This is a genomic window from Flavobacterium sp. PS2 (genome assembly GCF_046250155.1).
Lineage (GTDB): Bacteria > Bacteroidota > Bacteroidia > Flavobacteriales > Flavobacteriaceae > Flavobacterium.
In genome coordinates this window covers 287037-313378 of sequence record NZ_CP176426.1, presented here as the reverse complement: position 1 = coordinate 313378, position 26342 = coordinate 287037, and the positions used below count along the sequence as shown (strand labels likewise).

Annotated in this window: 22 protein-coding genes and 2 pseudogenes; 13 read left to right on the top strand and 11 right to left on the bottom strand. The window is 32.3% G+C overall.

What is annotated here, in order from left to right; genetic code table 11:
* Positions 1–3 precede the first annotated feature (3 nt).
* From ACJ6WR_RS01315 to ACJ6WR_RS01305, 3 genes and pseudogenes are all read left to right on the top strand, one after another.
* On the top strand, positions 4–1212 hold the full coding sequence (locus ACJ6WR_RS01315; RefSeq protein WP_039120400.1) for a DUF1972 domain-containing protein: 1209 nt from the start codon (positions 4–6) through the stop codon (positions 1210–1212).
* 6 nt (positions 1213–1218) lie between these two features.
* Complete coding sequence (locus tag ACJ6WR_RS01310; RefSeq protein ID WP_039120399.1) at positions 1219–2298, top strand: glycosyltransferase family 4 protein; 1080 nt, start codon at positions 1219–1221, stop codon at positions 2296–2298.
* 199 nt (positions 2299–2497) lie between these two features.
* Positions 2498–3400, top strand: a pseudogene (locus tag ACJ6WR_RS01305) (NAD(P)H-binding protein); the annotation flags it as partial.
* Positions 3401–3526: 126 nt separating this feature from the next.
* Here the strand turns inward: ACJ6WR_RS01305 and ACJ6WR_RS01300 are convergent.
* From ACJ6WR_RS01300 to ACJ6WR_RS01260, 9 genes and pseudogenes are all read right to left on the bottom strand, one after another.
* Entirely contained in the window at positions 3527–4711 is a 1185-nt protein-coding gene (locus ACJ6WR_RS01300; protein WP_409416842.1) for a DUF3570 domain-containing protein, read from the bottom strand.
* A gap of 18 nt (positions 4712–4729) precedes the next feature.
* Complete coding sequence (locus tag ACJ6WR_RS01295; RefSeq protein ID WP_039115327.1) at positions 4730–4963, bottom strand: DUF4266 domain-containing protein; 234 nt, start codon at positions 4961–4963, stop codon at positions 4730–4732.
* Positions 4960–5853 carry an FAD:protein FMN transferase gene (locus tag ACJ6WR_RS01290; protein ID WP_052259525.1) on the bottom strand — a complete coding sequence of 298 codons (894 nt, stop codon included), beginning with the start codon at positions 5851–5853 and terminating at the stop codon, positions 4960–4962. The genes ACJ6WR_RS01295 and ACJ6WR_RS01290 overlap by 4 nt, the downstream gene beginning before the upstream one ends.
* Before the next feature lie 40 nt (positions 5854–5893).
* Positions 5894–6328 (bottom strand): thioredoxin family protein, encoded by a 435-nt coding sequence (locus ACJ6WR_RS01285; protein ID WP_039115328.1) that lies wholly within the window; start codon positions 6326–6328, stop codon positions 5894–5896.
* Between the two features lie 84 nt (positions 6329–6412).
* A complete protein-coding gene (locus ACJ6WR_RS01280) occupies positions 6413–8920 on the bottom strand; it encodes a cation-translocating P-type ATPase (protein ID WP_039115330.1) in 2508 nt (835 codons plus the stop codon).
* Positions 8921–9008: 88 nt separating this feature from the next.
* Entirely contained in the window at positions 9009–9698 is a 690-nt protein-coding gene (locus tag ACJ6WR_RS01275; RefSeq protein ID WP_409416841.1) for a VIT family protein, read from the bottom strand.
* 11 nt (positions 9699–9709) lie between these two features.
* A complete protein-coding gene (locus ACJ6WR_RS01270; RefSeq protein WP_039120396.1) occupies positions 9710–10108 on the bottom strand; it encodes a hypothetical protein in 399 nt (132 codons plus the stop codon).
* A 217-nt stretch (positions 10109–10325) separates the two neighbouring features.
* Positions 10326–10763: a hypothetical protein gene (locus tag ACJ6WR_RS01265; RefSeq protein ID WP_409416840.1), complete on the bottom strand. Its 438-nt coding sequence runs from the start codon at positions 10761–10763 to the stop codon at positions 10326–10328.
* A 119-nt stretch (positions 10764–10882) separates the two neighbouring features.
* A pseudogene (locus ACJ6WR_RS01260) lies at positions 10883–11065 on the bottom strand (hypothetical protein); the annotation flags it as partial.
* 963 nt (positions 11066–12028) lie between these two features.
* Between ACJ6WR_RS01260 and ACJ6WR_RS01255 the strand changes: the two are divergent.
* Together ACJ6WR_RS01255 and ACJ6WR_RS01250 are read left to right on the top strand one after the other, a co-directional pair.
* The gene (locus ACJ6WR_RS01255; protein ID WP_086894061.1) at positions 12029–13117 is read left to right on the top strand and encodes a pentapeptide repeat-containing protein; all 1089 of its coding nucleotides are present in this window, start codon (positions 12029–12031) and stop codon (positions 13115–13117) included.
* A 560-nt stretch (positions 13118–13677) separates the two neighbouring features.
* Positions 13678–14250, top strand: a complete 573-nt coding sequence (locus tag ACJ6WR_RS01250) for a DUF6252 family protein (RefSeq protein WP_409416839.1) — start codon at positions 13678–13680, stop codon at positions 14248–14250.
* A gap of 63 nt (positions 14251–14313) precedes the next feature.
* Here the strand turns inward: ACJ6WR_RS01250 and ACJ6WR_RS01245 are convergent, their stop codons facing one another.
* The gene (locus ACJ6WR_RS01245) at positions 14314–14973 is read right to left on the bottom strand and encodes a carboxypeptidase-like regulatory domain-containing protein (protein WP_409416838.1); all 660 of its coding nucleotides are present in this window, start codon (positions 14971–14973) and stop codon (positions 14314–14316) included.
* Positions 14974–15063: 90 nt separating this feature from the next.
* A complete protein-coding gene (locus ACJ6WR_RS01240; RefSeq protein ID WP_409416837.1) occupies positions 15064–15468 on the bottom strand; it encodes a carboxypeptidase-like regulatory domain-containing protein in 405 nt (134 codons plus the stop codon).
* Positions 15469–16087: 619 nt separating this feature from the next.
* Between ACJ6WR_RS01240 and ACJ6WR_RS01235 the strand changes: the two genes are divergently transcribed.
* The 8 genes from ACJ6WR_RS01235 (at position 16088) to ACJ6WR_RS01200 (ending at position 26341) form a co-directional block, all read left to right on the top strand.
* A complete protein-coding gene (locus ACJ6WR_RS01235) occupies positions 16088–16414 on the top strand; it encodes an SdpI family protein (RefSeq protein ID WP_039115344.1) in 327 nt (108 codons plus the stop codon).
* Between the two features lie 28 nt (positions 16415–16442).
* Positions 16443–17459: an alpha/beta hydrolase gene (locus ACJ6WR_RS01230; protein WP_409416836.1), complete on the top strand. Its 1017-nt coding sequence runs from the start codon at positions 16443–16445 to the stop codon at positions 17457–17459.
* A 307-nt stretch (positions 17460–17766) separates the two neighbouring features.
* Positions 17767–18600, top strand: coding sequence for a universal stress protein (locus tag ACJ6WR_RS01225; RefSeq protein ID WP_039115345.1), 834 nt, complete (start codon positions 17767–17769; stop codon positions 18598–18600).
* A gap of 53 nt (positions 18601–18653) precedes the next feature.
* Entirely contained in the window at positions 18654–19700 is a 1047-nt protein-coding gene (locus tag ACJ6WR_RS01220; protein ID WP_409416835.1) for a 3-oxoacyl-ACP synthase III family protein, read from the top strand.
* 61 nt (positions 19701–19761) lie between these two features.
* Positions 19762–20859, top strand: a complete 1098-nt coding sequence (locus tag ACJ6WR_RS01215) for a sensor histidine kinase (protein ID WP_409416834.1) — start codon at positions 19762–19764, stop codon at positions 20857–20859.
* A 1-nt stretch (position 20860) separates the two neighbouring features.
* Positions 20861–21616 (top strand): LytR/AlgR family response regulator transcription factor, encoded by a 756-nt coding sequence (locus tag ACJ6WR_RS01210; protein ID WP_409416833.1) that lies wholly within the window; start codon positions 20861–20863, stop codon positions 21614–21616.
* A gap of 407 nt (positions 21617–22023) precedes the next feature.
* A complete protein-coding gene (locus tag ACJ6WR_RS01205) occupies positions 22024–23157 on the top strand; it encodes an efflux RND transporter periplasmic adaptor subunit (protein WP_409416832.1) in 1134 nt (377 codons plus the stop codon).
* A gap of 31 nt (positions 23158–23188) precedes the next feature.
* The gene (locus ACJ6WR_RS01200) at positions 23189–26341 is read left to right on the top strand and encodes an efflux RND transporter permease subunit (protein WP_086894067.1); all 3153 of its coding nucleotides are present in this window, start codon (positions 23189–23191) and stop codon (positions 26339–26341) included.
* The last annotated feature ends 1 nt before the right edge of the window (position 26342 follow it).

Genomic DNA, 26342 nt, shown 5'->3' with positions numbered 1-26342 from the left:
GCTATGAAAAATAAAAGAATCGCCATTATTGGCACAGTAGGTTTACCAGCAAAATATGGGGGATTTGAAACCCTTGCAGATCATTTAGTAACTAACTTATCAGACAAGTATGATTTTACTGTTTATTGTTCTAAAAAGAAATATACAAAAGAAGAACAGCTAGTTTGGTATAAAGGAGCAAAATTGCACTATATTCCTTTAGAAGCAAATGGGATTCAAAGTATTCCTTATGATTCTCTTTCTATACTTCATGCCTTAATGAAAAATGATGTTTTATTGATTTTAGGTGTGGCAGGAGCCTGGCTTATTCCTTTTATTAGAGTATTTACCAATAAGAAAGTGATAATCTCTATAGATGGCATCGAGTGGAAAAGAGACAAATGGTCGTTAATGGCAAAACTATATTTATGGTGGTCAGAGATGATTGCTGTTAAATATTCGCATATCGACATTTCAGACAATGAATCTATACAAGATTATACAGCCATACGATATAAAACCTTAAGCCGTGTTATTGAGTATGGAGCTGACCATACAATGAAAGTTTCTCCAATAACAGATGATTTCGAAAAGTACCCTTTTCTAAAAACAAGCTATGCTGTAAAAGTTTGCAGAATAGAACCAGAGAACAATGTACACTTAGTATTAGAAGCATTTAAAATTAAAAAAGACATGGCTTTAGTTTTTGTTGGGAACTGGAACAATAGTGATTATGGGCAAAAATTAAAAGAAGAGTATAAAGACGTAACCAATATTCATTTATTTGACCCTATATACAATCAGCGGGAAATCGATTTGATAAGAGGAAACGCAACGTTATATATTCACGGACATTCTGCAGGAGGCACTAACCCTTCACTTGTAGAGGCAATGTATTTAAAGCTTCCTGTTCTTGCTTTTGAAGTTTCATATAATATTACAACTACAGAAGGTAAAGCAATCTATTTCTCATCTGTAGAAGATTTAGTTAAAGAATTGGGTACATTATCTCCCCTAAAATTAATAAGCCTAGCCAATGAAATGGTATTAATTGCTGAAAGAAGATATACTTGGAAAAACATTTCTAAGCTATATGAATTGTTAATAAAAGAAGCTCTTTCAATTAAAAGTAAAGTGGGGGTTACTTCTGAATTACAAAATCTGGATGCTTCTTTTCTGCAGGAACTTCAATTGTTACACATAAATAACAGTAATTTATTTTACGAAAACTAACCAATCATGAAAGCAATATTTGAAATTTTGTCGTACGGATTATTATCCTTGACTTTGACTCTTGTCTTTGTTCCAATAATTAGGAAAATTGCAATAAAAGTGAATCTTGTTGATAAGCCTAATTATAGAAAAGTTCATTTAAGCGCAGTGCCTTTGGTTGGTGGAATTTCAATAGGTTTAGCTGTATTAGTTACTGTTTTTACTTCAAGTTTCAGAGTTATTTTTCTTAAAGAATACTTCCCAATATTTGCGGCAGCAATGGTTTTGTTGATCGTTGGAGTTATTGATGATAAAAAAGATATAAAAGCAAAATACAAATTAATTATTCAGGTACTTTTAGCTCTCATAATTGCATTTTCAGGTACAAGAATAACATCATTATATGGGTTGTTTGGAGTTTATGAAATTGTAATTTGGCAACAATATATAGTTACAATTTTGACAATAACAGGTGTTGTCAATGCCTTTAATCTTATGGATGGAGTTGATGGTTTAATTGGAGGGCTATCTTTATTAGGATTTTCAATTTTATTTTTTGTGGCTATTTATTTTAAGGATTATAACTTGGTTTTTTCAAGCGCGTTATTTATCGGAGCCGTTTTAGGTTTCTTAAAATTTAACTTAGGCAAGAAAAAGATCTTTATGGGAGATTCAGGTTCCTTATTTATAGGTTTCATTTTAATTACAGAAGCAATAAAGCTTTTGCAAAAACAACAAATATATAAAGACCACAATTGTAGTTACACTATAATACTACTTATCCTGTTTTTCTCGATTCCAGTTTTAGATTCTTTGCGGGTTTATATGGGAAGAATTAAAAGAGGTAATTCCCCCTTTAGTGCAGATAAATCACATTTACATCATTTACTTCTAGGAACAGGACTTAATCATAAAAAGACGACACTCGTGGTTAGTGCTATTTTTGTATTCTTACTTTTTATTGCGTTGATGTTGCGATATTTTGTGTCAATTACTTTTATAATAGCTATTAGTATTATTGCATTTTCAACTATAATCAGAGTGCTTTTAATGATTAATAAACTTCATCTGTGGAGACTTAAATTAAAAAAACTGGAAAATAGATAAAACGTTGTTTTATATGCAAAGACTTTTCTTAATTCTATTATCCTTTTTTAATAAAGGTATTATATAAAATAGAAGTTGAATAAGTATACCAAATGAAAGATTATCTTATCACTGAGAATGCAGGATCTGTTTAATATCTGTTTTTCAAATGAACTATGGTTTGGTAACATTTAAATTCTAACTAGTTAAAAAAATAATCATGAAAATTCTCTTAACAGGCGCAACAGGTTATATAGGCAAGCGAATCTTGCCATTATTAATAAAGGAAGGTCATGAAGTTATTTGTTGTGTAAGAGATAAAAATAAATTTTATTATCCTGATAAATTTGAAAAAAATATAAGAGTTATTGAAGTTGATTTTCTAAATCCCGAAAGCCTAATAAATATTCCTTATGATATCGATGCAGCATACTATTTAATTCATTCTATGTCTGGTACAGCGACCAATTATAATGAATTAGAAAGTATTTCGGCAAATTATTTTATAGATAAAATAAATAAGACAAATGCGAGGCAGATAATATATTTAAGCGGTATTGTAAATGATAAGTCTTTATCTAAACATCTATCTTCAAGAAAAGCAGTTGAGGATATTTTAAAAACAGCAACAATTCCTACAACGACTTTAAGAGCGGGAATTATTGTAGGATCAGGAAGCGCCTCATTTGAAATAATACGTGATTTGGTAAGCAAGTTACCTGTCATGATTACTCCGAAATGGCTTAATACCAAATGCCAGCCAATAGCTATTACTGATGTTTTAGAATTTTTGAAAAAATCATTGTTAAATACCAAAACATATAATCAGAGTTTTGATATCGGAGGCCCGGATATATTAACTTATAAAGAGATGTTATTGCAATTTGCAAAGGCAAAAAATCTCACAAGATATATTTATACCATTCCGGTAATGACTCCAAAATTATCATCTTACTGGCTGTATTTTGTAACTTCGACCTCCTATAAATTGGCATCTGCTCTGGTTAGTAGTATGAAAGTAGAAGTCGTTTGCAATGATAGTAGAATTAATGCACTATTAGAAGTGTCTCCAATTACTTACGTGCAGGCATTAGAAAGTGCTTTAATGAAAATTAATGAAGAATGAATTGTTATGGGGTGATAGGAATTTTAAAAGTACTGTTTTTACAATTGAAAAAAGTATAAATAGAGAGGGATGTAATTTAAAACAAAACCAGGATCTAAATTACAGATCCTGGTTTTTATTTAATTATTTATACTTAATGTTTATACTAATAATATCAGATGTCATGTTAGTAGTTCTGGTATAATGACCATACCTAATCTCCAATGTATTCCAATGTTTAAGACCGAAAATTCCATTAGGAGGCGTGTATTTGATCCCCATCCCAAAGAAACTACTATCGAACTTTGATAAATCATAGTTGCTGGTGTAGTATTCATCTGCAGCTGTATGTTCGCCATAAGGTTTAAAATACTTCGTTCCTGTTTGCGTATAATATCTGTAAAATGGACTTAATGAAAATGCTTGAGTTAATTTTACAGGAACTTCAATATCGGCCGTATGTGCTTTTAAACTCCAATCGTCTGAATAGTATCTATAATAAGCTCTTATAATAATGTTGTCTCCTAAAAAATAACTAGCTCTAATTCCCAAAGGAATCTTTAATCTAGTATCAGGCATTTTTTCCTGATGTACAGAACCATCAGTGAAATACACTCGATGAAACGGCAGACTTAAATACCCATTTTGGCTAATTACATCGCCTACAAGCATAACTTGCAATCGTTGGTTTATAATCTGAGAGTAACTTAAAGTTCCTGCAAAAGTGTTTCGATTCGCAGTATCATAACCCTCACTACCGGGAACACGAAGTTCGATTGGCGCAATTAGTTTTAATTGATCAATAAAAGTTTGGAATTTGGCTGTAAATTCTCCATTTCTATCTTTGGTTTTTTGAGAGAAACTTATATTTCCTCCAAAAGATTGATAATCAAATTCAGTTGAAGACGAAACTCCAATACCAATAGTTCTTCCTTTTGCTTCATTTTCTCTAAGATAAGATAAAGAAGGATAAAAGCGGTTGTCTGATGATGAGGCCGATGAATTAGCGCTTAAATCAATCATATCTGAAGAGGCAGAAGTATAATGATCAATACCTGCTTCGATATCAAAAGTATGTTTGATTCCTGTTTCTCCGTATTTTACCAGTTTAACATCGATGGTATTGGCAATATCTGTAAGATGTTGATCGCCAATTCCTCCGGTAACAGCTGAGTTATCTCCGTTTTGGTTATAATAACTAGAAACTAAATTTACTTCTTCAACTTTTAGTTTCTTGCTTTTATAACTGGTAGAATCTGTAGGAATGTTTTGTGCTCTTAATTGAAATAGTCCCAATAAGGCAAATCCTGTAATAAAAATTCTTTTCATTTGTTGATAGTATGAAAATTAGTTACAACCGCAGCCACCGCCGCTTTTTCCAGCATTTGCTCCGGAAGCTCCTTCACGGTAGGATTGAAAACTGAGTTCTGTCTTTTCGATTTTTCTATTAGAAAGTACCATTTCAGAATCGTTTATTTTCCCTTTTTGGTATTCTTTTACCGAAGTACAAGAGGTGAGCAGAATGCCTGTAAAAGCAATGCTACATAATAGTACGAGCGCTTTTTGTTTTGGCTTTTTCATTTCAGGTTGATGTTTTTTGAAGTGTAAATTTTATTGTTGTCGTCGATGATAATACAATATAAATCGGGGATTTGATCTATTAAAAATAAACCTGCTTTAATCCCCATAACAGCAATTGGAGTTGCCATTGCATCTGCAAACTCGGCATTTGCAGCAATAATAGTGACACTTTTTATTCCAGTTACTGGTAATCCTGTTTTTGGGTCTATGGTATGCGAATATTTTTTACCGTTAATGGTTACGAACTTTTCATAGTTACCAGAAGTTGCTATTGCTTTATTAGAAATCTCCATATACGAAAATGCCGCAGTAGGAGAGTCGGGATTGGCAACTCCAATGGTCCATTTTTTGCCATTAGGTTGTAATCCCCATGCCGAGAGATCTCCGCTTGCATTAATGATTCCGCTTTGAATATTATGTTTTAAAAGCACTTGCTTGGCCATTTCAGCTGCATAGCCTTTTCCGATTCCACCAAAACCAATTCGCATTCCTTTTTTCTTTAAAAAGACAGTTGTATTTTTTTTGTCTAGAATAATATTTCTGTAATCTATAAGATGCACCATTTTTAATGCCGTGTCAGCATCTGGCAGTTTAGTCATTGATTTATCAAAATTCCAAAGACTTTTGTCGATACTTCCATAAGAAATATCAAATGCTCCTTGTGTAATTCTCGAAATACCAAGGCTTCTTTCAATTAGGTTAAAAACTTCCAGATCTACTTTTACAGGTTGAATTCCAGCATTATCATTAATCAGATTAGTTTGACTATCATTTTTATAAGTAGTCAAAAGTTTTTCAATCCGTTTGATTTCATCAATCGCCAGATTAATATTCTCGTTTCCAATCTTCTCATTTTCTGCAACAACAGTAATAGTAAAGTTGTTTCCCATGAGTTTTAGGGATTGTGAATATTTTTGATTTTTCAGGATGTTATTTTTTACTATCACAGATCGCTTTTATTTCGGCTGTCCACTCTTCGGGAGTCATTTCTGGTTTTCCATGCCAGGTTTTAATTACTTTGCCATCTGCATTCAGAAGAAGTGTTAAAGGGAAACTTCCTTCTTTGTTGTATATTTCGGCTAAATCCTCGTTTCGTTTTACTTGCTCTGGAGTTCCAATGTTTTTCTTCTTGCGGGGAAAATCAGCATTAACTAATACTAAATTTTCATTTGCCATGTCTGCGAATGACTGATTTTCCAAATAGTCTCTACGCGTTACAATACAAGGCCCGCACCAGTCTGAACCTGAGAAGTTCAATAAGATTAATTCGTGCTTTTCCTTTGCAATTTTTTTTGCATTATTAAAGTCGGATTCCCAATTTATAGGAAGTACTGTCAATAAAAGGAACATTGTAATTAGTTTCATTTTGCAGTTTTGTTTTTAGGTATTTAGGAAATAACGAATTGGGACTTTGTTTATTTTTTAGATTCGCTTAAGATTAGATTAAATTTAGGCAATATCTTGTTTGCTTCTTTTATATAGTTTTACAATTTCGTACCAAGCCACTGACACAAATCCTGTAGCAATTGCTATTACTAATTGATTGGTATTTAAAAAATCAAATTCAAAGAATAAGGTTAACGGTTTTATATAAAGGATTAACCCTAAAAGAATGATTGTAATTAAAATAATAAGTGGTACCATTGGATTTTTATATCTAATTGTTGTCAAGATTGAATAATAAAACGAGCGGTTAATTAAAGTAAGGAATATATTAGCAACTATTAGAACAGTAAAAACCATAGTTCTGGTTAATGCTTCATTATAATTATTAAAAGTACAATATTGATAAATAGATAGTGTTCCGATTGTAATAATTATTCCTTGCAAAAAGCTTGTAGATAATTCTTTCCAATTAAAAAAAGTTGTTGTAAAAGGTTTGGGTTTTTGAGACATTGTATTTTTTTCCATAGGTTCATTTTCATAAATTATGGAACATGTAGGGCCCATTATCAATTCAAGAAAAATGATATGTATTGGCGAAAAAATATTTGGATAGACCCACCCTAAAGCCAGGGGGATAAAGACTATTAATATTATAGGTATATGTATTGAAATTATGTATTGAATTGCTTTTTTTAAATTGGCATATATTTTTCGACCTACAGCCACAGCTTCTACCATTTTTGAAAGATCATCTTCTAGTAAAATTAGTGACGCGGCCTGCTTTGCAATTTCTGTACCTTTTTTACCCATCGCTATACCAATATGTGCGGCTTTTAGTGCAGGACCATCATTTACCCCATCTCCGGTCATAGCTACAATTTGGTTATTTTGTTTTAAAGCATTTATTATTTTTAGTTTAGCTTCTGGAAACATTCTCGTAAAAATGTTTATTTTCATTACATTGGTTTGTAATTCATTATCATTCATTTTCATCAATTCATCTCCAGAAATACTTTTATCACAATCTTTAAACCCTATTTGTTTTGCGATTGCTTGTGTGGTTGGAGTATTATCACCTGTTATTATCTTTACCGAAATTCCTGCGTTATAAAAATTTTCCAATACTTTTTGGATGTTTTTCTTTGGAGGGTCATAAAAGGCTACAATTCCTAAAAACTTAAATGGAAAATCTTGCTGATTAAGAGGGAAAGTATTTCCTGTAAAAGTTGATAAAGCTACTCCAAGGACTCTATATCCATCTGCAGATAAGGTATTTATAGCGTCATGAGTTTGTTTTTTTTCAATCTCTGAGAGCATAGCCACTTTCAAAATGGCCTCGGGTGCTCCTTTAGCAGCTATAATGCGTTTACCATCAATGGCTTCAAATATATGAGTCATCATAGGAGGTTTACCACCAAGTGGGTATTCATGAATGAGTTTATAATTTGAACGATCGTCTTTCTGGCAGGTCTCTTTATATGCCTTATGCAATGCAATTTCCATTGGGTCAAAAGGAATTGGTTCACTTGCCCACATAGCAGCAGTTAGTAATTCTTTTTCTTCTTCTGTATCAATATTTTCTAAGGTTATTATTTTTTGGCTTGACATTAAAAATAATTTAGCAAGCGTCATTTTATTCTCCGTAATCGTACCTGTTTTATCGACACAAATTATTGTTGCGCTACCTAATGTTTCAACAGTTTTCATTTGTTTTACAACAACCCCCATTTTCATTAATCTCCAAGCTCCTAAAGCCATAAAAGTTGTAAAAGCTACAGGGATTTCTTCAGGTAATATACTCATAGCCAGAGTTAATGATTGTAGCAGGCTATTTATTATATTTTGTGAATACAAGTAATTTATTATCCAAACTATAGCAAAAACAATTGTCCCGACTATAACCATTTTTTTTACAAAGTCACTTATTTGTATTTCCAAAGGGGTTTTCTCTTCTTTAATATGCTCTAAGCTAGTGCCTATTTTACCTAATTTTGTTTGATTCCCTATGGCAGTTACTGTTGCGATTGCCAAGCCTGTAGCTACAGTAGTTCCTAAATAAATATGGTTATCTTCTTTTGTCTTATCCTTAAATACAGATAATGATTCTCCAGTGAGGATAGATTCATTTACAGAAAAATCATTTGAATGTACTATAATGCCATCTGCTGCAACTGAAGTACCTTCTTCAACAATCAAACTATCTCCTACAACTATTTCTTCACTTTTTATTTCTTCTTCTTTTCCATTACGAATCACTTTACACTTTGGTTGTGCAAAATCTTTAAGCTTTTCTAATGCGTTTTTGCTTCTTGAGTATTGAAATAATGATATCGATACTTGAAAAATGATTGCTGCTACCAGAAAAAAGCCATCATTTGTTTTACCGCTTATAAAATAAATAAGTGCTGCAATTAGAAGTAAAATTATCATTGGTTCTTTTGCAATCCGTTTAATTGTACTTAACAAAGTATTCTCTTTTTTGTAATCTAGCTTATTTAGGCCATACTTTTCCCTGGAAAGAATTACTTCTTTATCTGTTAATCCATTTATATTAAAATTATTTACAGGCATATTTGAATTGCTTTTAGGGATGGTTTATTTATTATTTGCTTCGTTAGTACATTATATTTTGAAGTTAGATATACGTATCATTTAATTTTTAAGTAGTTTGAACTCCAAACAGATACCCTACTAAAGCAGACATCCCCATTGCAATGGTTCCCCAAATGCAAATTCGTGCAACGGCTTTTAAAGTATGTGATCCACCCGCTTTAGCAGCTAATACGCCTGAGAAAGCTAAAAAGAGTATTGAAAAAGCATATTGATAAAATACCATTTCTTTTATCGGCGCAAAAATGGCAACCAGAAGAGGTAATAAGCCTCCAATAATAAAAGATACTGCCGATGCAAAAGCAGCAATTAATGGATTAGCTTGTGTGATTTTATTTATTCCTAGTTCATCGCGCGCATGGGTTTCAAGCGCATTATGGGCTGTCAATTCGATAGCAACCTGTCTGGCTAATTTTTTATCTAATCCTCTTTGAATATAAATATCCGTTAATTCTTCCAGTTCTTCTTCAGGCTGGGTTTCAAGGGCTGTTTTTTCTTTTTTTAAATCAGCTGCTTCTACATCAGATTGGGAACTGACTGAAACATATTCGCCAGCAGCCATAGAAAGAGCACCAGCAACTAAACCTGCAATTGCAGCAAGGAAAATAGGCTCTCTGGTTGTACTCGCCGCCGCAACACCAATTGCCAAGCTGGTTGTGGATAAAATACCATCATTGGCACCAAGTACAGCTGCCCTTAGCCAGCCACTTCTGTTAATATGATGATTTTCAACATGCATAGTTCTAGTTTTTATTTTTGTTTAATCCAGTCTGGATCTTTAGTGGTTTTTTCAAAACCTCCAAAATTAGTCTTCAATAACTGTCTTATTTGTAATGCTGTTTTATTTCGGGTAGCGTTTTTCCATTCATTAAAATCATAAATATAAATTTGTTGAGCATTAGGATTAGTTGTAAATGCTATTCGAGATATTAAGAATTTATATTGTTTTATTTGCTGAGAAACATGACGATTAGGCACTACAATGAGTATTGTTTCCCAATCTAGATAATTCTTAGGAATATCCTCACGGTCTTTTAACCCTAAAAATTCAAGAAAAGCTACTATTTTTTGGTCATTAAGTTTGTGTATGTTTAAATCTACTACTTTTAAAAGGCTATGAAGCTTTGCTTCATCTAGGATGAGACTCATGATATAATATACTATTTTTTATATAAAATTACATTAACCAAGTATAATATAATGGTTTAGGGAGGATAGAATGATTCTAAATTTTATAGTTTTGTTTTTGTGTTTAAATAGTTGGTTATAAAGTGATTAAATTTATTTTGTCAGCAATAATCACGGCGGGGATTTATGAAGCCGCTGTGGATTATAACTGATTTCTGGAAACACATTGATGTTGTTGCTACCTAATTTCAGAGTGTCTAATTTCACCGCCAGTAGTACCTGTTTGTTGGGCAAAGTATAAAACTACAAGACAGTATGCAATTATAGCATACCCAATGTAATTTGCATATGATTTCTTTTTCCAATTGCTCCATAAAGCTAGTATTGAGGTTATACCCAATATATAAGATAATAGGGCAAAAACTTCTGCTTTTTCTTCATGTTCGTGAATTAAACTTTTAGAAATTCCGTCAATTTGTTTTACTACATCCTCAGCTTCCTCGCCTGTAGTTATAGCAGCAAATGTTGCTATAGCTCCCAGAATAAAAATACAATAAGCGGTTCTTTTTACAATTTCTGATTTTACAGTAAATCCACCAATGAGAACCAATAAGCCTACGATTGGTATAATAATCGGCAAGTGATTCAATACTAAATGATAATGCGCTCCGTTCATAATGTTTTGTTTTAAGTTATTAATTTTTATTTATTTTTCATCAATAGGGTATAAGCTCCATTGGTAATCAATTTTTTGTTTTTAAGTTTTTCAGGGTTTAGAATCTCCAAATAGCCATTTTCTTTGGCTCTAAATGAAAGAGCTATTGTAATAATTTGCACCTGATTATTGGTTATATCTGGAACAGCATCAACAATGGGTAGGTTAGTGGCTTCGTATGAGCCATAGCCAATTAGGGCAATTATAATAAGCCCTACGATGAGTTTATTCCTCACGGAAAACTCAATTATTTTAGTAAGCATAAGTTTGTTTTATTAATCGTCGTTATAAAAAATAAGGAATACCAAAGACACACGCCATTAGACGTGAAAGTTTTTAAGCCAATAAAAAACGATTAACAGTTTCTGGGTGGCTGCCAGATAGACGAAAGTGAAATAGAAGAATAGGAAAAAGAATATGTATATAAAATTTCTTTTTTATACTTAAAATTGACTTTTTGTATTGTTTTATATTCTTGTATTAGTGGATAAAAGACAACAGAGGATATATTAGTATGTGATTTAAAAGGTAATTTCATATCCTTATCATAATCAGCATCAAATACATGTTGCGCCTGGTAATGAATACGTAAAAAGTTCAAAATAGTCAAATTACTATTTTGCTGTTTGTGTTCCATATAATGTTCTACCAAGAGAGGTAGCTTTATTAATTCACCTAATTGAGTAATTGAGAGTAGGTAAACAGATAAAAATAATATGGATAAATATTTTTTCACAGTACAAATATACGTAATATTCGGATGTTTTTTTTAGTAACCAATTGTTTATAAGTGTTGTAAATAGTTAAAAGAGGTTCAATAGTTTTGTCTCATCAAGAGTCTAGTTTTCGTAGCGTATATAAATTTAGTTTATTTATTTAATTGTAAATCAGTAAACTAAAGAAATCGATACAATAGGTGATTTATTTAAAAGTTAAAGGGCAGTAGTGTTATCTATATAGAGCTTGGCATACATTTGATTTTCTATTCACTTTATAGTTGAGGATATAAAAAGACTTAGGTTTTAAAAAGTTTGAATCTGCAAAGAGAACTCTTATTAGAATTGAGGTTGCGCACATGTTGAAAAAAAACAAATAAGAAATCGAGAGAATAGTAGTTAAAAACAACTATAAGTAGCGTACAAACAACTATAAGTGTTTGTTTTTTTTTGATGCCGAAAAAGCATCCGAATATCTTTGCAATGTCGAATTAATAAAAAATAGTACTTATGCTAAATACTAAAATGATTGGCAATAAAATTGCCGAGGCTCGAAAAAGAATAAATATTTCTCAAGCTCAGCTTTCTCAGCGGCTATTCATAAGTTCTCAGGCGGTAGGAAAGTGGGAGCGTGGTGAATCAATGCCAGATATCACTACTTTTAGCCGTCTGGCAGAAATTCTGGGTGTCGATCTTAATTATTTTTCAGAGCATTCCCAATCTGAAACGACTGAAACAGTAATCGATGCGTCTATTGTTAAACAATCTGATGAATTGCAATCCTCATCTATTAAAGAGGAGAAAAAGATTAAGTGGGATTTGTCAGATGGTAACTGGATAGAAGCTGACTTTTCCGGATTGAAAAACCTGCATGAAAAATTCAGTTCCTCCAACATGCAGCGTTGCTTTTTCATTGGTTCAGATTTGTCTGGTCTTCTTCTAAAGAATAATAATGTTGATGGCTGTGATTTCTCAGATTCTGACATCAGCAATAGCCAGATTCAGAAATCCAATTTACACAAAAATTTATTTAAGGGATGCAGTCTGAAAGAGGCAGAATTTTCTACTAGTTATATTATGGGATGTAATTTCTCTGGAGCAAATCTTACCAGAGTGAATTTTCTAAAAAATAATCACGTTGATACTTGTGACTTTTCAGGTTCGGATATTAGCAGCAGTCACATTCAGGGCTCTAGCTTAGCCAATACTATTTTTAAAGACTGTTGCCTTAAAGAAACGGAGTTTTCAAGAAGTAGTGTCATGAGGTGTGATTTTTCTGATGCCAATTTTTCTGGACTGGCCTTTAAATCTGGAGCTTTTGGGAAGAATACAATTGTAAATGTTATTTGGAATCACACTTCTTTTACAGCAATGGAGATTGAAGATATAGTTTTCGAGGGTAGATTAGAAGACTGTTATTTTGAAAACTGTACCTTTAAAAGAGTAACATTCCAGAATGCTGTACTTACGAACACTTTCTTTAAAAATAATAATTTGAAACGGGTTAAGTTTGTAGACTGTCAAGCAGATCAAATGACCTATGAGTTTCTGAAAAGTGGAAGCGCGGATTTGACGGGTATCAAATTATTAACACCCTAAAGAAGATTTTTACAAAATAGCTTAATGAGAATTAACTATCAATATGAGTTTGGTGAAGAAAACCTGTAGCATCTTAATAAAAGGGAAAAAAAATGCTAAATCTTTCGATTTAGCATTTTTTTTAGAGCGTATTTTTCCTGAATCTTTTTGATTGTTTTTTTGTTTAACTAGTTTACCAACATTTGCCTCCTATCTGTATCAGAGGACATTTAATGGTTTGGTAAGATTTACTATTTAAGTGTGGGTGATAAAGCCTCATTTGTTATTGATAATTTTGGAAATTTCACCAAAGGTGTCGACAAAAGGGATTATGGGATCTAACTATATGATTTATCTTTTAGGAGTTCTAAATCTTTTAATCCATAACTAATAAAGGCTATTGCTTTCCAATTCAGAAGAAGCAAAATAATTTCTTTTAGATTATAGATTAAAGCCGAACTAGTAATAGTTCGGCTTTTTTTATGCGAAAAAATTATTCTAGAACTATTTTTTTAATTGTTTCATAATGTTTTTTTATTAGGAAAAATTAGATTTAATTTGCCGAAAACTAACAAATAAATATGAAAAAAATTTTAGGAACAGGATTAGTGATTTTATCATTATTCTTTGCAGGATGTAGTAGCGATAGTGGCGATGATACTAATGACGCAAACAATGCTAATAATGCAAACAATCAGGCTAGCTCAATTACTGCTACTATTAATGGTGCTGCCTGGACAGGTAAGGTTAATAGCGTAACATTAATTGGTGCAACAAGTACAAAAGAGCAACGTTTTGATATAAGTGCTCAGGATGCATCACAATTATTGTCTTTGACATTTTCTAGTGAATTAACGACTGATAATGGGATGCCTGTGCGTACTTATTCTTTTGATGAAGAAAGCGAAACAAGCGATGCATTATTTATAAATACGTATTTAATAGGGAATAGTACTTATACTGAGCATGCTCCTAAAATAGGGAAAATAACAGTTACCTCTATTGATAAAGAAAAGAAAACTATTTCGGGAACATTTAGTTTTACTGCTATAAAAGCTGGTTCGTTGCAAAATCAAATTGTAACTCCTGAAACGGTAGAAGTTAGCAAAGGTGTTTTTACAAATTTATCTTATAAGGTAATTACGATAGATTAATTATTCTAAATGCATAAAAAAACCGAGCCAGAAATGACTCGGTTTTTTTATGCTTTATACTTTTTAAAATTCAATGTATTCGTCTTCTGGTTTTCTTATAACTATTACACCTGTCATAATTAGAGTTTCATCTTTAGAAGCTGTAGTTCTTTTTAGATTAACTTCAATGTTAGGATTATTGGAAAGTTTGAGTTCTTTTTTTTCGAAAGTAATATAAGCTACTTGTAATATATCTCCTTTTTTTGCCTTTACAGAGAATTTACCATCAAAATCAGAACTTATTTGAATTTTGTTTATAGTTATGTTAGCTCCTGACAAGGGCAGTTTCTCTTCATCATAAATAGTTCCGGTATATGTAATTTCTTCTGATATTGTATCATTGAGCTGTTTTGTATCGGTTTGTTCTGTTTTTGTAGCTTCTTGTGCTTTTACACTTTGCTCTCCTAGTCCTAAGAAAGTAATTACAGATGCAGCAGCTATCGTCCAATAAGAGTTTTTCTCTTTTTGTGTTGTGATTTTTCGGTTAAGTTGCGTGCTATTAAAACGACCACATAAGATATTATTCTTAGTGTATGCCATAAGAATTTCTCTATCTGATGCTTTTGTAAAATCAATTACATTTTTCTGACAATTGTTACAAAATCTGCCTTTTTCGGTTGGTGTCATTTCTAGCCAGTTTTCGTGACAAGGCTCGGGAATTGTTATTTGGATATTATTTTTCATTTTAATTTGAATTAAATTTTCATCAGACAAATAATATTATGGAGTACATTTTTTGTGTGTGCCTAGCTTTTGTGAGTTTTATAAATGTATTTAATCATCTTCTGTTTTTGCTGTAACGACTTCTCCTATAAAATAATAATTTTTCATTATTGGTTTAATTTTAATATCATTTTCAAGTTTAAATTCGGTGGTTAAAAAATCTTCATGTTGAAATATTAAAACTGCTCCTTTTTTTGCCTTTATTGTAAACTCTCCGTCAAAATTAGTTTTGGTTTCAATTTTGGTTCGTTTTACTTTAACATTAGCATCTGTTATTGGGTTATTTTGAGAATCATATAAAGTTCCTGTATAGGTTATGAGGTCTTTTTTAGACTTAACCTTTATATTGTTTTTAAGTTGTTTGCGGTCTGTTTGTTCTGTTTTTGCCTTTTCTTGTGCTCTTATTATTTGATTTCCTAATCCTAAAAATGCAATTGCTGATGCTGCAGCAATCATCCAGATTGATTTTTTTTTCTTTAGGAATTATCATTTTTCTATTAAGTTGTGTACTATTAAAACGTCCACATAAGCTATTATTCTTGGTATATGATATAAGAATTTCTCTATCTGATGCTTTTGTAAAATCAATTACATTTTTCTGGCAATTGCTACAAAATCTACCTTTTTCGGTTGGTGTCATTTCTAGCCAGTTTTCGTGACAAGGTTTTGGAATTGATATTTTGATATTATTTTTCATTTTAATTCAAATTAAATTTTCATCAAACCCATAATGTTATGTAAGCACATTAGCTGTTTAAAGATGTAATAAACATGGCATGTACACTTCTTTTTGTTCCAGATTGCTTTTACGAGTTTAAAAATAGGAATTAATTGATTAAGGATTTGAATATTTTTTTAAATGATTAAAATTTTATAGAGGTTAATGTCAAATTATCTTGTCAAGATTAATAAGAACTTGACTCAGGTTATCTTAGGGTTATACTATTTTATCCGATGTTGTTTTTAGTGCATTCTTTTAGCTAAAACATTGGTTTCCATTATTTTTTATTCTTTTTATTTGTAGCAAATCAGACATAAATAGTCTTTCCTTTTTCTAACTTTAAAAACCATAATTATGTATTCAGAATTTTTAGTTTCAATACTTTTATTTGTTGTTTCAATGGTATTAATGCTTTTTCCACCAAAAAGAATTAATCGCTTTTATGGTTATCGAACTAAAAAATCGATGAAGAATATCGAGAATTGGAATTTTTCAAATCATTTTGCCTCTATTGCAATTTTTGTAATCTCAGTTGGTAATATTATAGGGTTTTGTGTTGCGTCTTTATTTGTAGATGGAGTAAATAAAATTGTTTTTGCTGTAATTTTATTAGCTGAATTGGGATTAGTTTTTCTTATTACTGAAAGAAAATTATCTGAATATGAAAAAATAAGTAAATAGGATGACATCTATTTTATTTTTTAAAAAAATGAAAGCACTATCATTGGTAGTGCTTTTTTGTATATCGGGATATTCACAAGAAGTTTTTACATATGAGAAAGAGATCAGTGAAATCGGAAAATATGACTCTACTGAGATTGAAATCGAACAAACCGAAGAAAAAATAAAACTTTATGGAACTTTAATTTGTCCTAAAACAGAATTTGATAAAGTAGTAATTATTATACCAGGTTCAGGTAAAGATTCCAGGAATAGTCATTATATTTTGGCAGAAGAGTTATTGAAGAATAATATTGCCGTTTTTAGATATGACGAAAGAGGTGTTGGGAAATCTGAGGGTAAATATAACATGGTTTCTTATTGTATATCTGACAAGATAAATGATGTTATTTATGCAATTGAACATATCAAAAGTTTACCATTCTTAAAAGATAAAAAAATTGGTGTAATTGCACATAGTGAAGGTGGCTTAGCAAGTATTGGAGCAATTGAAAAAGGAACAAATGTTGATTTTTTAGTGCAATGGGCCACACCAGTAGAAAAGCATGGAGCTTTCTTAAAATACCAAGTAAAAACTGGAGTAAATTTACAAGAGAGGAATCTTCAATATACAGATTTAGAAACTAAACTCGAGGTTATGGACTTGATCCATAAGATGGTAGAAGAAAATAAAAATGATGCCAACGATTTATTAAGAGAGAAAATTAAATTTGCTTTAAAAGAAAAAGGCTTTAAGAAAAAACAATTCGAATGGTATATTTCTTTTCCTACTCATTTGGATTTATTAAGAAAGAACTACGAAGACACGTATAGAGCCCTTAAAATACCTACACTTTATATAATTGGGAGCAATGATAAATTTGTAGATCCAGTATCAAATATCAATCTTTTAAAAAGCTTTGACAATGATAATATTGAGATAAAACTTTTTAATAACCTCAATCACTATTTGACTTATGGTGAAATAAAAGCAATGAATTTTCATTTATATGAAATAGATAATTTGGCGTTAGTAGAGATTATTACTTGGATTAAAAAGATTTAGTCATTTTTTTCTTAAAATAAAATAGGTGATTTTAAGTTGAATATTTGGTCTTTTATCCTTTAGAGAAAATAAAAAGCAAAGTAATAGTGTAAATAATTTTATAGCTTAAAAATTAAATTATAAAGGCAAATAATATTGTGATGACAGCATTTTTACATTCGTATTTTACCGTATTTATGAGAGAAATCTATTTTCGGGAACTAAAAAATACGGTTGAGGTCCAAAAAATGATTCTTCGGTAGTTTTAGAAAGAATCTAAACAAATAATTAAGGAACTTTACTTCTATAATTATTTAATTGATATATTATGACTTCACCACTTACTATTATTGCAGCTACAAATTTTTCCGATATAGCAAATAACGCTGTTGCTTATGCAGCGGGACTTGCAAAAGCCACAAGTGCCAAGCTTGTTTTGTTTAATTCCTTCTCTTTGGGGTTACATAGCTCTAATGCCCATATTACTGCGGAAGCTATGCAAAAGCAAATCGAGAAAGCTACCGAGAAACTAGAAATTTTCGGGAAAGAAATTGCAGATCTTTATGCTATCGAAGTAAGTTGTTTTTGCAAATATTCTTTCCTGGAGGATCAGCTTACATCGATAATTGACGATACTAATGCTGAGTTAGTTGTCATGGGAATGGCAGAGCGATCTTTTGAGCAGGAATTATTAGGAAATTCAACAACATCGGTAATAAAGAACTTAAATATACCAGTATTGGCAGTTCCTAAAAATGCTAGTTTCCAGAACATACAAAAAATACTCTACGCTTGTGATACTTTAAGTTTCTCTTCGATAAAAAGATTTAGTTGGTTAAAAGATATTGTAGGTAATCTTGGTGCCGAGCTAGAGTTTTTTAGTGTAGATGAAAAAATAGACAATCTTAAGCAGGAGCAGGGGGTACAGCTATTAAATTCTTCGCTTGAAGAAGAGTTTAAAGAAGTTAAATATATTTATAAAACGGTTAAGTCTAATGCTGTAATTAATGAGATCAAGAAAGAAATCAAGAATTATAATGCAGATATTTTAGTAATGGTACCACAAAGGTATGGTTTTTGGGATTCTTTGGTGCATAAAAGTAAAACCAGAATTATGGCAGCAGGTTTAGATATACCCCTATTATCTTTTCCTAATTTCTGATGATATTTTTATTTTATATAAAAGCAAAGAAATAACAATATAATCGATTAAAAATGAATGCAACAATTACGGCTATAGGTGGCTTTGTACCGACTTCTATCCTTAGTAATGAGATGATCTCTGAAACGGTTAATACAACTGTTGAATGGATTGAAAAAAGAACTGGAATAAAAGAACGAAGACTAGCTACTGGCAAAGATCAGGCAACATCAGACCTTGCTTGTGCTGCAATTGAGAATTTATTGCAAAACTATGATGTTGACCCAAAGGAAATAGATGGATTATTGCTGGCAACAACAACTCCAGACCATCTTTTAACTCCTACAGCAAGTAAAATATGCGAAATAAGCGGACTTACCAATGCATTTGGATTTGATCTTAACGCAGCTTGTAGCGGCTTTTTGTACGCGCTAGAAATGGCTACTACAATGATTGAAAGTGGTCGATATGAAAAAATTATTGTGGTTGGAGCTGATAAAATGAGCTCAATTGTAGATTACGAGGACCGCAATACCTGTATTCTTTTTGGTGATGGGGCTGGTGCAGTCCTTTTGGAGAAAACAGATTTAGAATATGGAATGATGAAAAGCATCTTGCGTACAGACGGAAGCGGCACATCAGCCTTATTAGTTCCTGGAGGTGGCTCTAAACTTCCTGCTACAGTGGGAACTATTGTAAACCGAGATCATTATATTAAGCAAGAAGGGGCTTTTGTCTTTAAAAAAGCTGTTGAATCCATGAGTAGTGTTTCTCAAGATGTTCTTGCTAGTAATGGGTTAAGTGTAGAAGATGTTGATTGGGTTGTGCCACATCAGGCTAATTTAAGAATCATTAACGCTGTAGGCGAAAGTTTAAATATTGGGACCGAAAAAGTTAAGGTGAATATTGATAAATATGGTAATACAACATCTGCAACGATTCCGTTATGTCTTTGGGATTTTGCAGCTGATTTTAAGGAAGGGCAAAATATATTAATTACCACCTTTGGAGCTGGTTTTTCGTGGGGAGCGACTTGTATAAAATGGGGAGTTATGCGAAAACAGAAACCTGTAAAGTCTTCAAAAAACGATAAAAAATCAGAATATGCTTTAACACATTAATAGAGATTTCAATTACTTTAATAATTTTCCTAACACAACAATTGTTCTTACTTATTAGCTTATGAATTCAAAAACACAAAATAAAACTAATGGTAAGAACTTTTTCTATAAATATTATAGGATTATTGTAATACCAGTTGTTTTTTTAGTGTACTTGTCTTCTTATTTTGTTTTAAATCCTTACAGAAGTTATGGACAAGATTCTTTATGGGATTTAGATTGGACTCTTGATATATTCTTGATTTTAGCGTATTGTGCAATCCTTACTGAATTAAGTCTTTTTGTAGGACGTACGCTAAATCATTGGATTAGTTGGGAACAAAAGCCTATTTTTAGGGCTTTTGTGCAATTTTTGTTTCTCATTATAGGTAACATTCTTTTAAATTATTTGTTTTCTTTTTTATGGCAATTTTTCTATCCCTGGACTCCATTAAAAGAAAGTGAACTTCTGATTATATGGCAGTCAAATTTGATGGCAGCTATATTGTCACTTTTCATAAGTTTTATTCATACTAGTATATTTTTGCTTAATCGATGGCGCGTCACTTTGGATGAGGCTGCGGAGCTCAAAATTAAGGCTTCTCAGCTGCAAGAAGCAGTAACCCGATCAGAGTTAGAATCTTTAAAATTACAGCTTGATCCCCATTTTACGTTTAATAATTTTAGTACTCTTACCGAATTAATTCACGAAGACCCGCTTTCGGCAGCTTCATTTTTAGAGAATATCACAAAGGTTTATCGCTATATGATTTCTAACCTTAATAAAGACACTATTACGGTAAGAGAAGAAATTGAATTTTTAAATGCTTATTTTTATCTTTTAAAAAAACGTCTTGGCGATAAGGTTGAATTGAAAATACAAGTGAATATAACTTGTCTAGATTTTCATTTACCACCTTTAACACTGCAATTACTGGTAGAAAATGCTGTAAAACATAACGTAGCTACGTTGTCTAATCCGCTTATAATTTCTATTTATTCAGATGTTGGAGATATTGTTGTTAGGAATAATTTGCAACCTACATCAGGTAAAAGTTTTGATTCTACAGGTGTAGGGAATAAAAATATTGAATTTAGATATAAAATATTATTTGATCGAATGCCTGTCTTTTCTGAGTCTAATGGTTTTTATTGTGTTCGTTTGCCTTTAATAAAATAGTATGAAAATTTTAATTGTAGAAGATGAAATTATCAATGCCAATCGTCTTAAAAGATTGTTGGAAGAATTGGAGCCAGATTGTAAAATTCTGGATATCATAGATACGGTTCAAGGTACGGTAACATGGTTAAATACCAATGCCATGCCCGATTTAATTACAATGGATATTCGTCTGGCAGATGGTATAAGTTTTTCTATTTTTGAAAAGGTAAAAATTACTTGTCCCATCATATTTACTACCGCTTATGATGAATATGCAGTGAGGGCTTTCAAGGTAAATAGTATCGACTACTTAATGAAACCGATTGAAAAGAATGAATTACAAGATGCTTTAACTAAATTTAAGTCTTTAGCAAAAGCAAAACATAATACCGAGGATATTGCAGATATTTTAAAAAAATTTGTTCATAAACCTTCCTTTAGATTACGTTTTTTAGTCACTTATCGAGATGGATATAAAAGCGTGGTTGTTACCGATATTGATTTTATATACTCAGAATTTAAAACGTCGCATCTTTTTCTTAAAAATGGCACTATTATAGCCATTCCCCAAACAATGGAAGAGCTTGAGGAAGAACTCGATCCAAATATCTTTTTCAGAGCCAACAGGCAATTTTTTATACGGGTAGAAAGTATAAAATCTATTTCGAATTACTTTAATGCCAAGCTTAAAATACTACTTTACGGAGATTCTGAGCGTGAGGTAATCATTAGCCGAGAAAAAGCTCCTTTTTTTAAGCAATGGATGGATCGCTAATGCACTTAAAATTAGGTATAACTTACTAGTTTTATAGATACTACTCTTTTTTATTGCGGTAACTATTTATCATTTATTCAATGATTATTTAGTCTGTCTGCATTACAAATCCAAAAAATAAATTCAATTTTATTTCCTCATTGTAAATCAAACTAATAGCTCAAAAACGGATTGTAAAGACAAATAGCATAAACATTGCCCACCGTTTCAACCGTTGGAACGCAATGTATTATCGCAATCTGTACTGCACGGTTGAAACTGTGGGCTTAGTTCTTTTTTCCTTTGGTAACCTACGTATTCGTTTCAGTATTGAAAAATTACGGTTGGGTAATCTTCTAATAATTTATGAGGGGTTTGGGGTGTTATTTTGTCGTCAAATTCGATGTATTCATTCAAAACGAAATAAAATGACAAAACAGTTTTTCCAAAATAATAAAACACTCAGCAAAATGGTAGTTTTATTGATTATCATTAGCTTTTCTTCGTGTGGAAAAGGTGGGGCAGAAGCTTTAGAAGCTCCAAAACCAGAAGTAGATTTTTTTCAGGCTAAATCTATGACAGGTGAAGTTGAAAAAAAATACCCAGGAATTATCGAAGGTTCAGTTAATGTAGATATAAAGCCTCAGGTTTCAGGATATCTTGAAGCAATTTATGTAAAAGAGGGAGAGTATGTAAACAAAGGACAATCACTTTTTAAAATTAAAGCAGATGTTTTTGTAGAGCAAGTTAATAATACTCGTGCTGCATATAAGAGTGCTTTGGCAAATCTTGCAAACGCTAAATTAGAGATTGAAAAAATTAAACCTCTTGTAGATGCTAAAGTATATTCGGATATGCAATTAAAAACTGCACAGGCCAATTATGAAGCAGCAGTAGCGCAAGCAGCTCAGGCAAAATCGGCTTTGGGATCTTCGCAACTTAATGCTGATTTCTCTTTGATTAAAGCACCGGTAAGCGGTTATATTAGCCGTATTCCTAATCGTGTAGGTAATTTGGTTACACCAACAGATGCTGTTCCATTAACTATTCTTTCTGAGATTAATACAGTATTTGTGTATTTCTCTTTGAGCGAATCTGATTATTTGTCTTTTTCAAAAGATTCACAATTAAACCAATCTGTAAGTTTGATTTTGGCAGACGATAGTTTGTATGAACATCAGGGAAAACTAGAAGTTGCCAGCGGTAATATTGATCGTACTACAGGAACTATTGCATTAAAAGCAATTTTTCCAAATCCAAAGAAACAATTACGATCAGGAGGTTCAGCAAGAGTTGTATTAAATAGTAGTTTGTCTTCGGTAATTAGTGTTCCAATGGCAAGTGTAAAAGATATTCAGGATAAATTTTTTGTTTATGTTTTAAGACAAGGCAACAAAGTAGCTATGGTTCCTATTGAAATTACTGGTAGTGCAGGTGCAAATTATTTTGTGAAATCTGGTGTAAAATCAGGAGACAAGATTGCATTAAATACTATCGATGCACTTTATGACAATATGGAAGTAGTTCCAAAAGTAGCTGCAAAAGCGCTAAGCAATAAATAAATTTCGGTTTTAATATAAAATAACATTTTCCATGTTAAAAAAAATAATAGACAGGCCTGTACTGGCTACAGTTATCTCCATTGTATTGGTGATATTAGGTGTCATAAGTCTTACAAGATTATCGGTAACAAGGTTTCCAGATATTGCACCACCAACAGTAATGGTAAGTGGTACTTATCCCGGTGGAAATAGTGAAACCGTTATTCGTTCTGTAGTAACACCACTAGAGGAACAAATAAACGGGGTTGAGAATATGCAGTATATAAAATCTACTGCGAGTAATGACGGATCTTTTTCTATCAGTGTAATTTTTAAACAAGGTGTCGATCCTGATCAGGCAGCGGTAAATGTGCAAAACAGAGTACAGCAAGCAACACCAAAATTGCCGCAAGAAGTTATCAGAATGGGGCTTACGACCTCTAAGCAGCAAAATAGTATGATTGTTATTTTTAATCTTTATACAGATGATAATAACAAATACGATGAGTTGTTTTTGCAAAATTATGCCAACATTAACTTGGTTCCGCAAATAAAGCGAGTTCCGGGAGTAGGTCAGGTTCAGATTTTTGGACAAAAAGATTACTCTATGCGAGTTTGGCTTGATCCACGCAAAATGGCAAATGCGGGCTTAGTACCGTCAGATATAAGTCAGGCTATTGCAGATCAAAGTTTAGAGTCGGCTCCGGGAAAATTAGGAGAAGAATCAAAGTCGGCTTTAGAGTATGTTATCAGATATAAAGGAAAGAAAAATAAGCCAGAGCAATATGAAAATATTGTAGTTAAAACAGATGGTAATAATATTTTAAGACTAAGAGATGTAGCGAGAGTAGAATTTGGTTCAATTTCTTATAGTGGAGACAATAAATCTAGCGGAAAAAACGCCGTTACAATGGCGATATTACAAACATCAGGTTCAAATGCAAACGACATTGAAATCGGGATTAATAAAGAAGTAGAACGTTTATCTAAATCTTTTCCTCCAGGTATTAAATACGTTAACGTAATGAGTACCAAAGAAAGACTTGACGAAGCAACAGGACAAGTAAAATCGACATTACTAGAAGCTTTTATTCTGGTTTTTATAGTAGTATTTATATTCTTGCAAGACATTCGCTCGACGATTATCCCAGCTATTGCAGTTCCGGTAGCAATTATAGGAACGTTTTTCTTCCTGCTCGTATTTGGATTCACCATAAATATTCTAACGCTTTTTGCTTTGGTTCTGGCGATTGGTATTGTGGTCGATGATGCCATTGTGGTGGTTGAGGCCGTGCATAGTAAGATGGAAGAAGATTCTGGGCTTTCTGCCAAAGAAGCTACTCATAGTGCCATGACAGAGATTACAGGAGCGGTTGTTTCGATAACACTGGTAATGTCGGCAGTATTTATCCCGATTGGATTCATGACAGGATCATCAGGGATTTTCTACACGCAGTTTGCTTATACACTTGCGATTGCAATTATCATTTCGGCAGTAAATGCACTTACGCTTACACCAGCATTATGTGCACTTTTGTTAAAGAACGACCATAATGGTAAACATGAAGGGAATGATCATAAATCAGGATTTAAAGAACGTTTTTTCGTAGGATTCAATACAGGGTTTAACAACTTAACGGGTAAATATATTAAAGGAGTTCGTTTTCTTATAGGCAGAAAATGGCTTGCAGGAGGATTAGTTGTTGGGATAAGTACTATTGCTATCGTAATGATGATGTCTACACCTAAAAGTTTTGTGCCAATGGAAGATGATGGCTTTATGCTTTACAGTTTATCGATGCCTCCAGGAACAGCATTAGATCGTACTACAGCAGTAGTTGAGAAGATTGAAAAAGAGCTTTCGACAGTAGAAGCTATTGATAATAATACCAGTATTACAGGTTTTAACATTCTTAGTAATAGTGCCAGTCCTGCGTATGGTTTAGGGTTTATAAAATTAAAGCCTAAAAAAGACAGAGGAGCGGTTAAGGATATTGATGAAGTATTAAATATGGTTACGGGCAAATTATCGGGTATAAAAGAAGGTTCGATTATGGTACTCAGAATGCCTCCTGTAGAAGGATTTGGAGTAACAAGTGGTGCCGAGATTGTGCTTCAGGACAGAACAGCGCGTGATCCAGCTACATTAAAAGCGATGACTGATAAAGTGATTGGGCAAATTATGCAACAACCAGGAGTACAATACGCCTATACTACATTTAGAGCAGATTATCCGCAGTTTGAACTAGAAGTAGATGAGGAGAAAGCCAGCCAAATGGGCGTTAACATACGTGAACTTTTAAATAATATCCAGACTTATTTTGCAGGAGATCAGTCGGCGGATTTTACAAGATTCGGAAAGTTTTACCGAGTTAATGTTAAGGCTGATGGGATTTTTAGAACAGACCAAGACGCGTTTAACGAAATATTTGTTAGAAATGCAAAAATGGAAATGGTACCAGTAAAATCTCTTGTTAAGCTTCATAAAGTTTATGGGCCAGAATCTGTAAACCGTTACAATCTTTACAACTCGGTTAATATTACTGCGGTAGCGTTACCAGGATTTAGTAATGGAGAAGTTATGGGCAATCTGGAAAAAGTTCTGGATAAACTCCCTTCTGATTATAGTTATGAGTGGACAGGATTAAGTCTTGAAGAAAAAGAGGGAGGAAATCAGACTATTGCCATATTTGGGTTATGTCTTCTATTTGTTTTCTTTTTATTAGCTGCACAGTACGAAAGTTATTTATTGCCTCTTGCAGTATTGCTTTCTATCCCAACAGGTATATTAGGAGCTTTTGCGGGAGTTAAAGCTGTAGGTCTTGATAACAACATTTATGTTCAGGTTGGTTTAATTATGTTGGTCGGGCTTTTGGCCAAAAATGCTATTCTTATTGTAGAATTTGCGCTTCAAAGACGTTATGCAGGTCTATCTATTACAGAAGCGGCTATCGAGGGAGCCAGATCGAGATTAAGACCTATTATCATGACATCTCTAGCTTTTATTGCGGGTATGATTCCTCTGATGTTTGCCACAGGAGGAACAGCAGTAGGAAATAGATCTATAAGTGTAAGTGCTGCTATAGGAATGTTTAGTGGCGTTGTTTTGGGAGTTTTTGTAATTCCGTTACTTTTTATACTATTTCAATATTTACAAGAAAAAGTATCGGGTAAGAAGATTGTAATTAAAAATATAAAAGAATAAT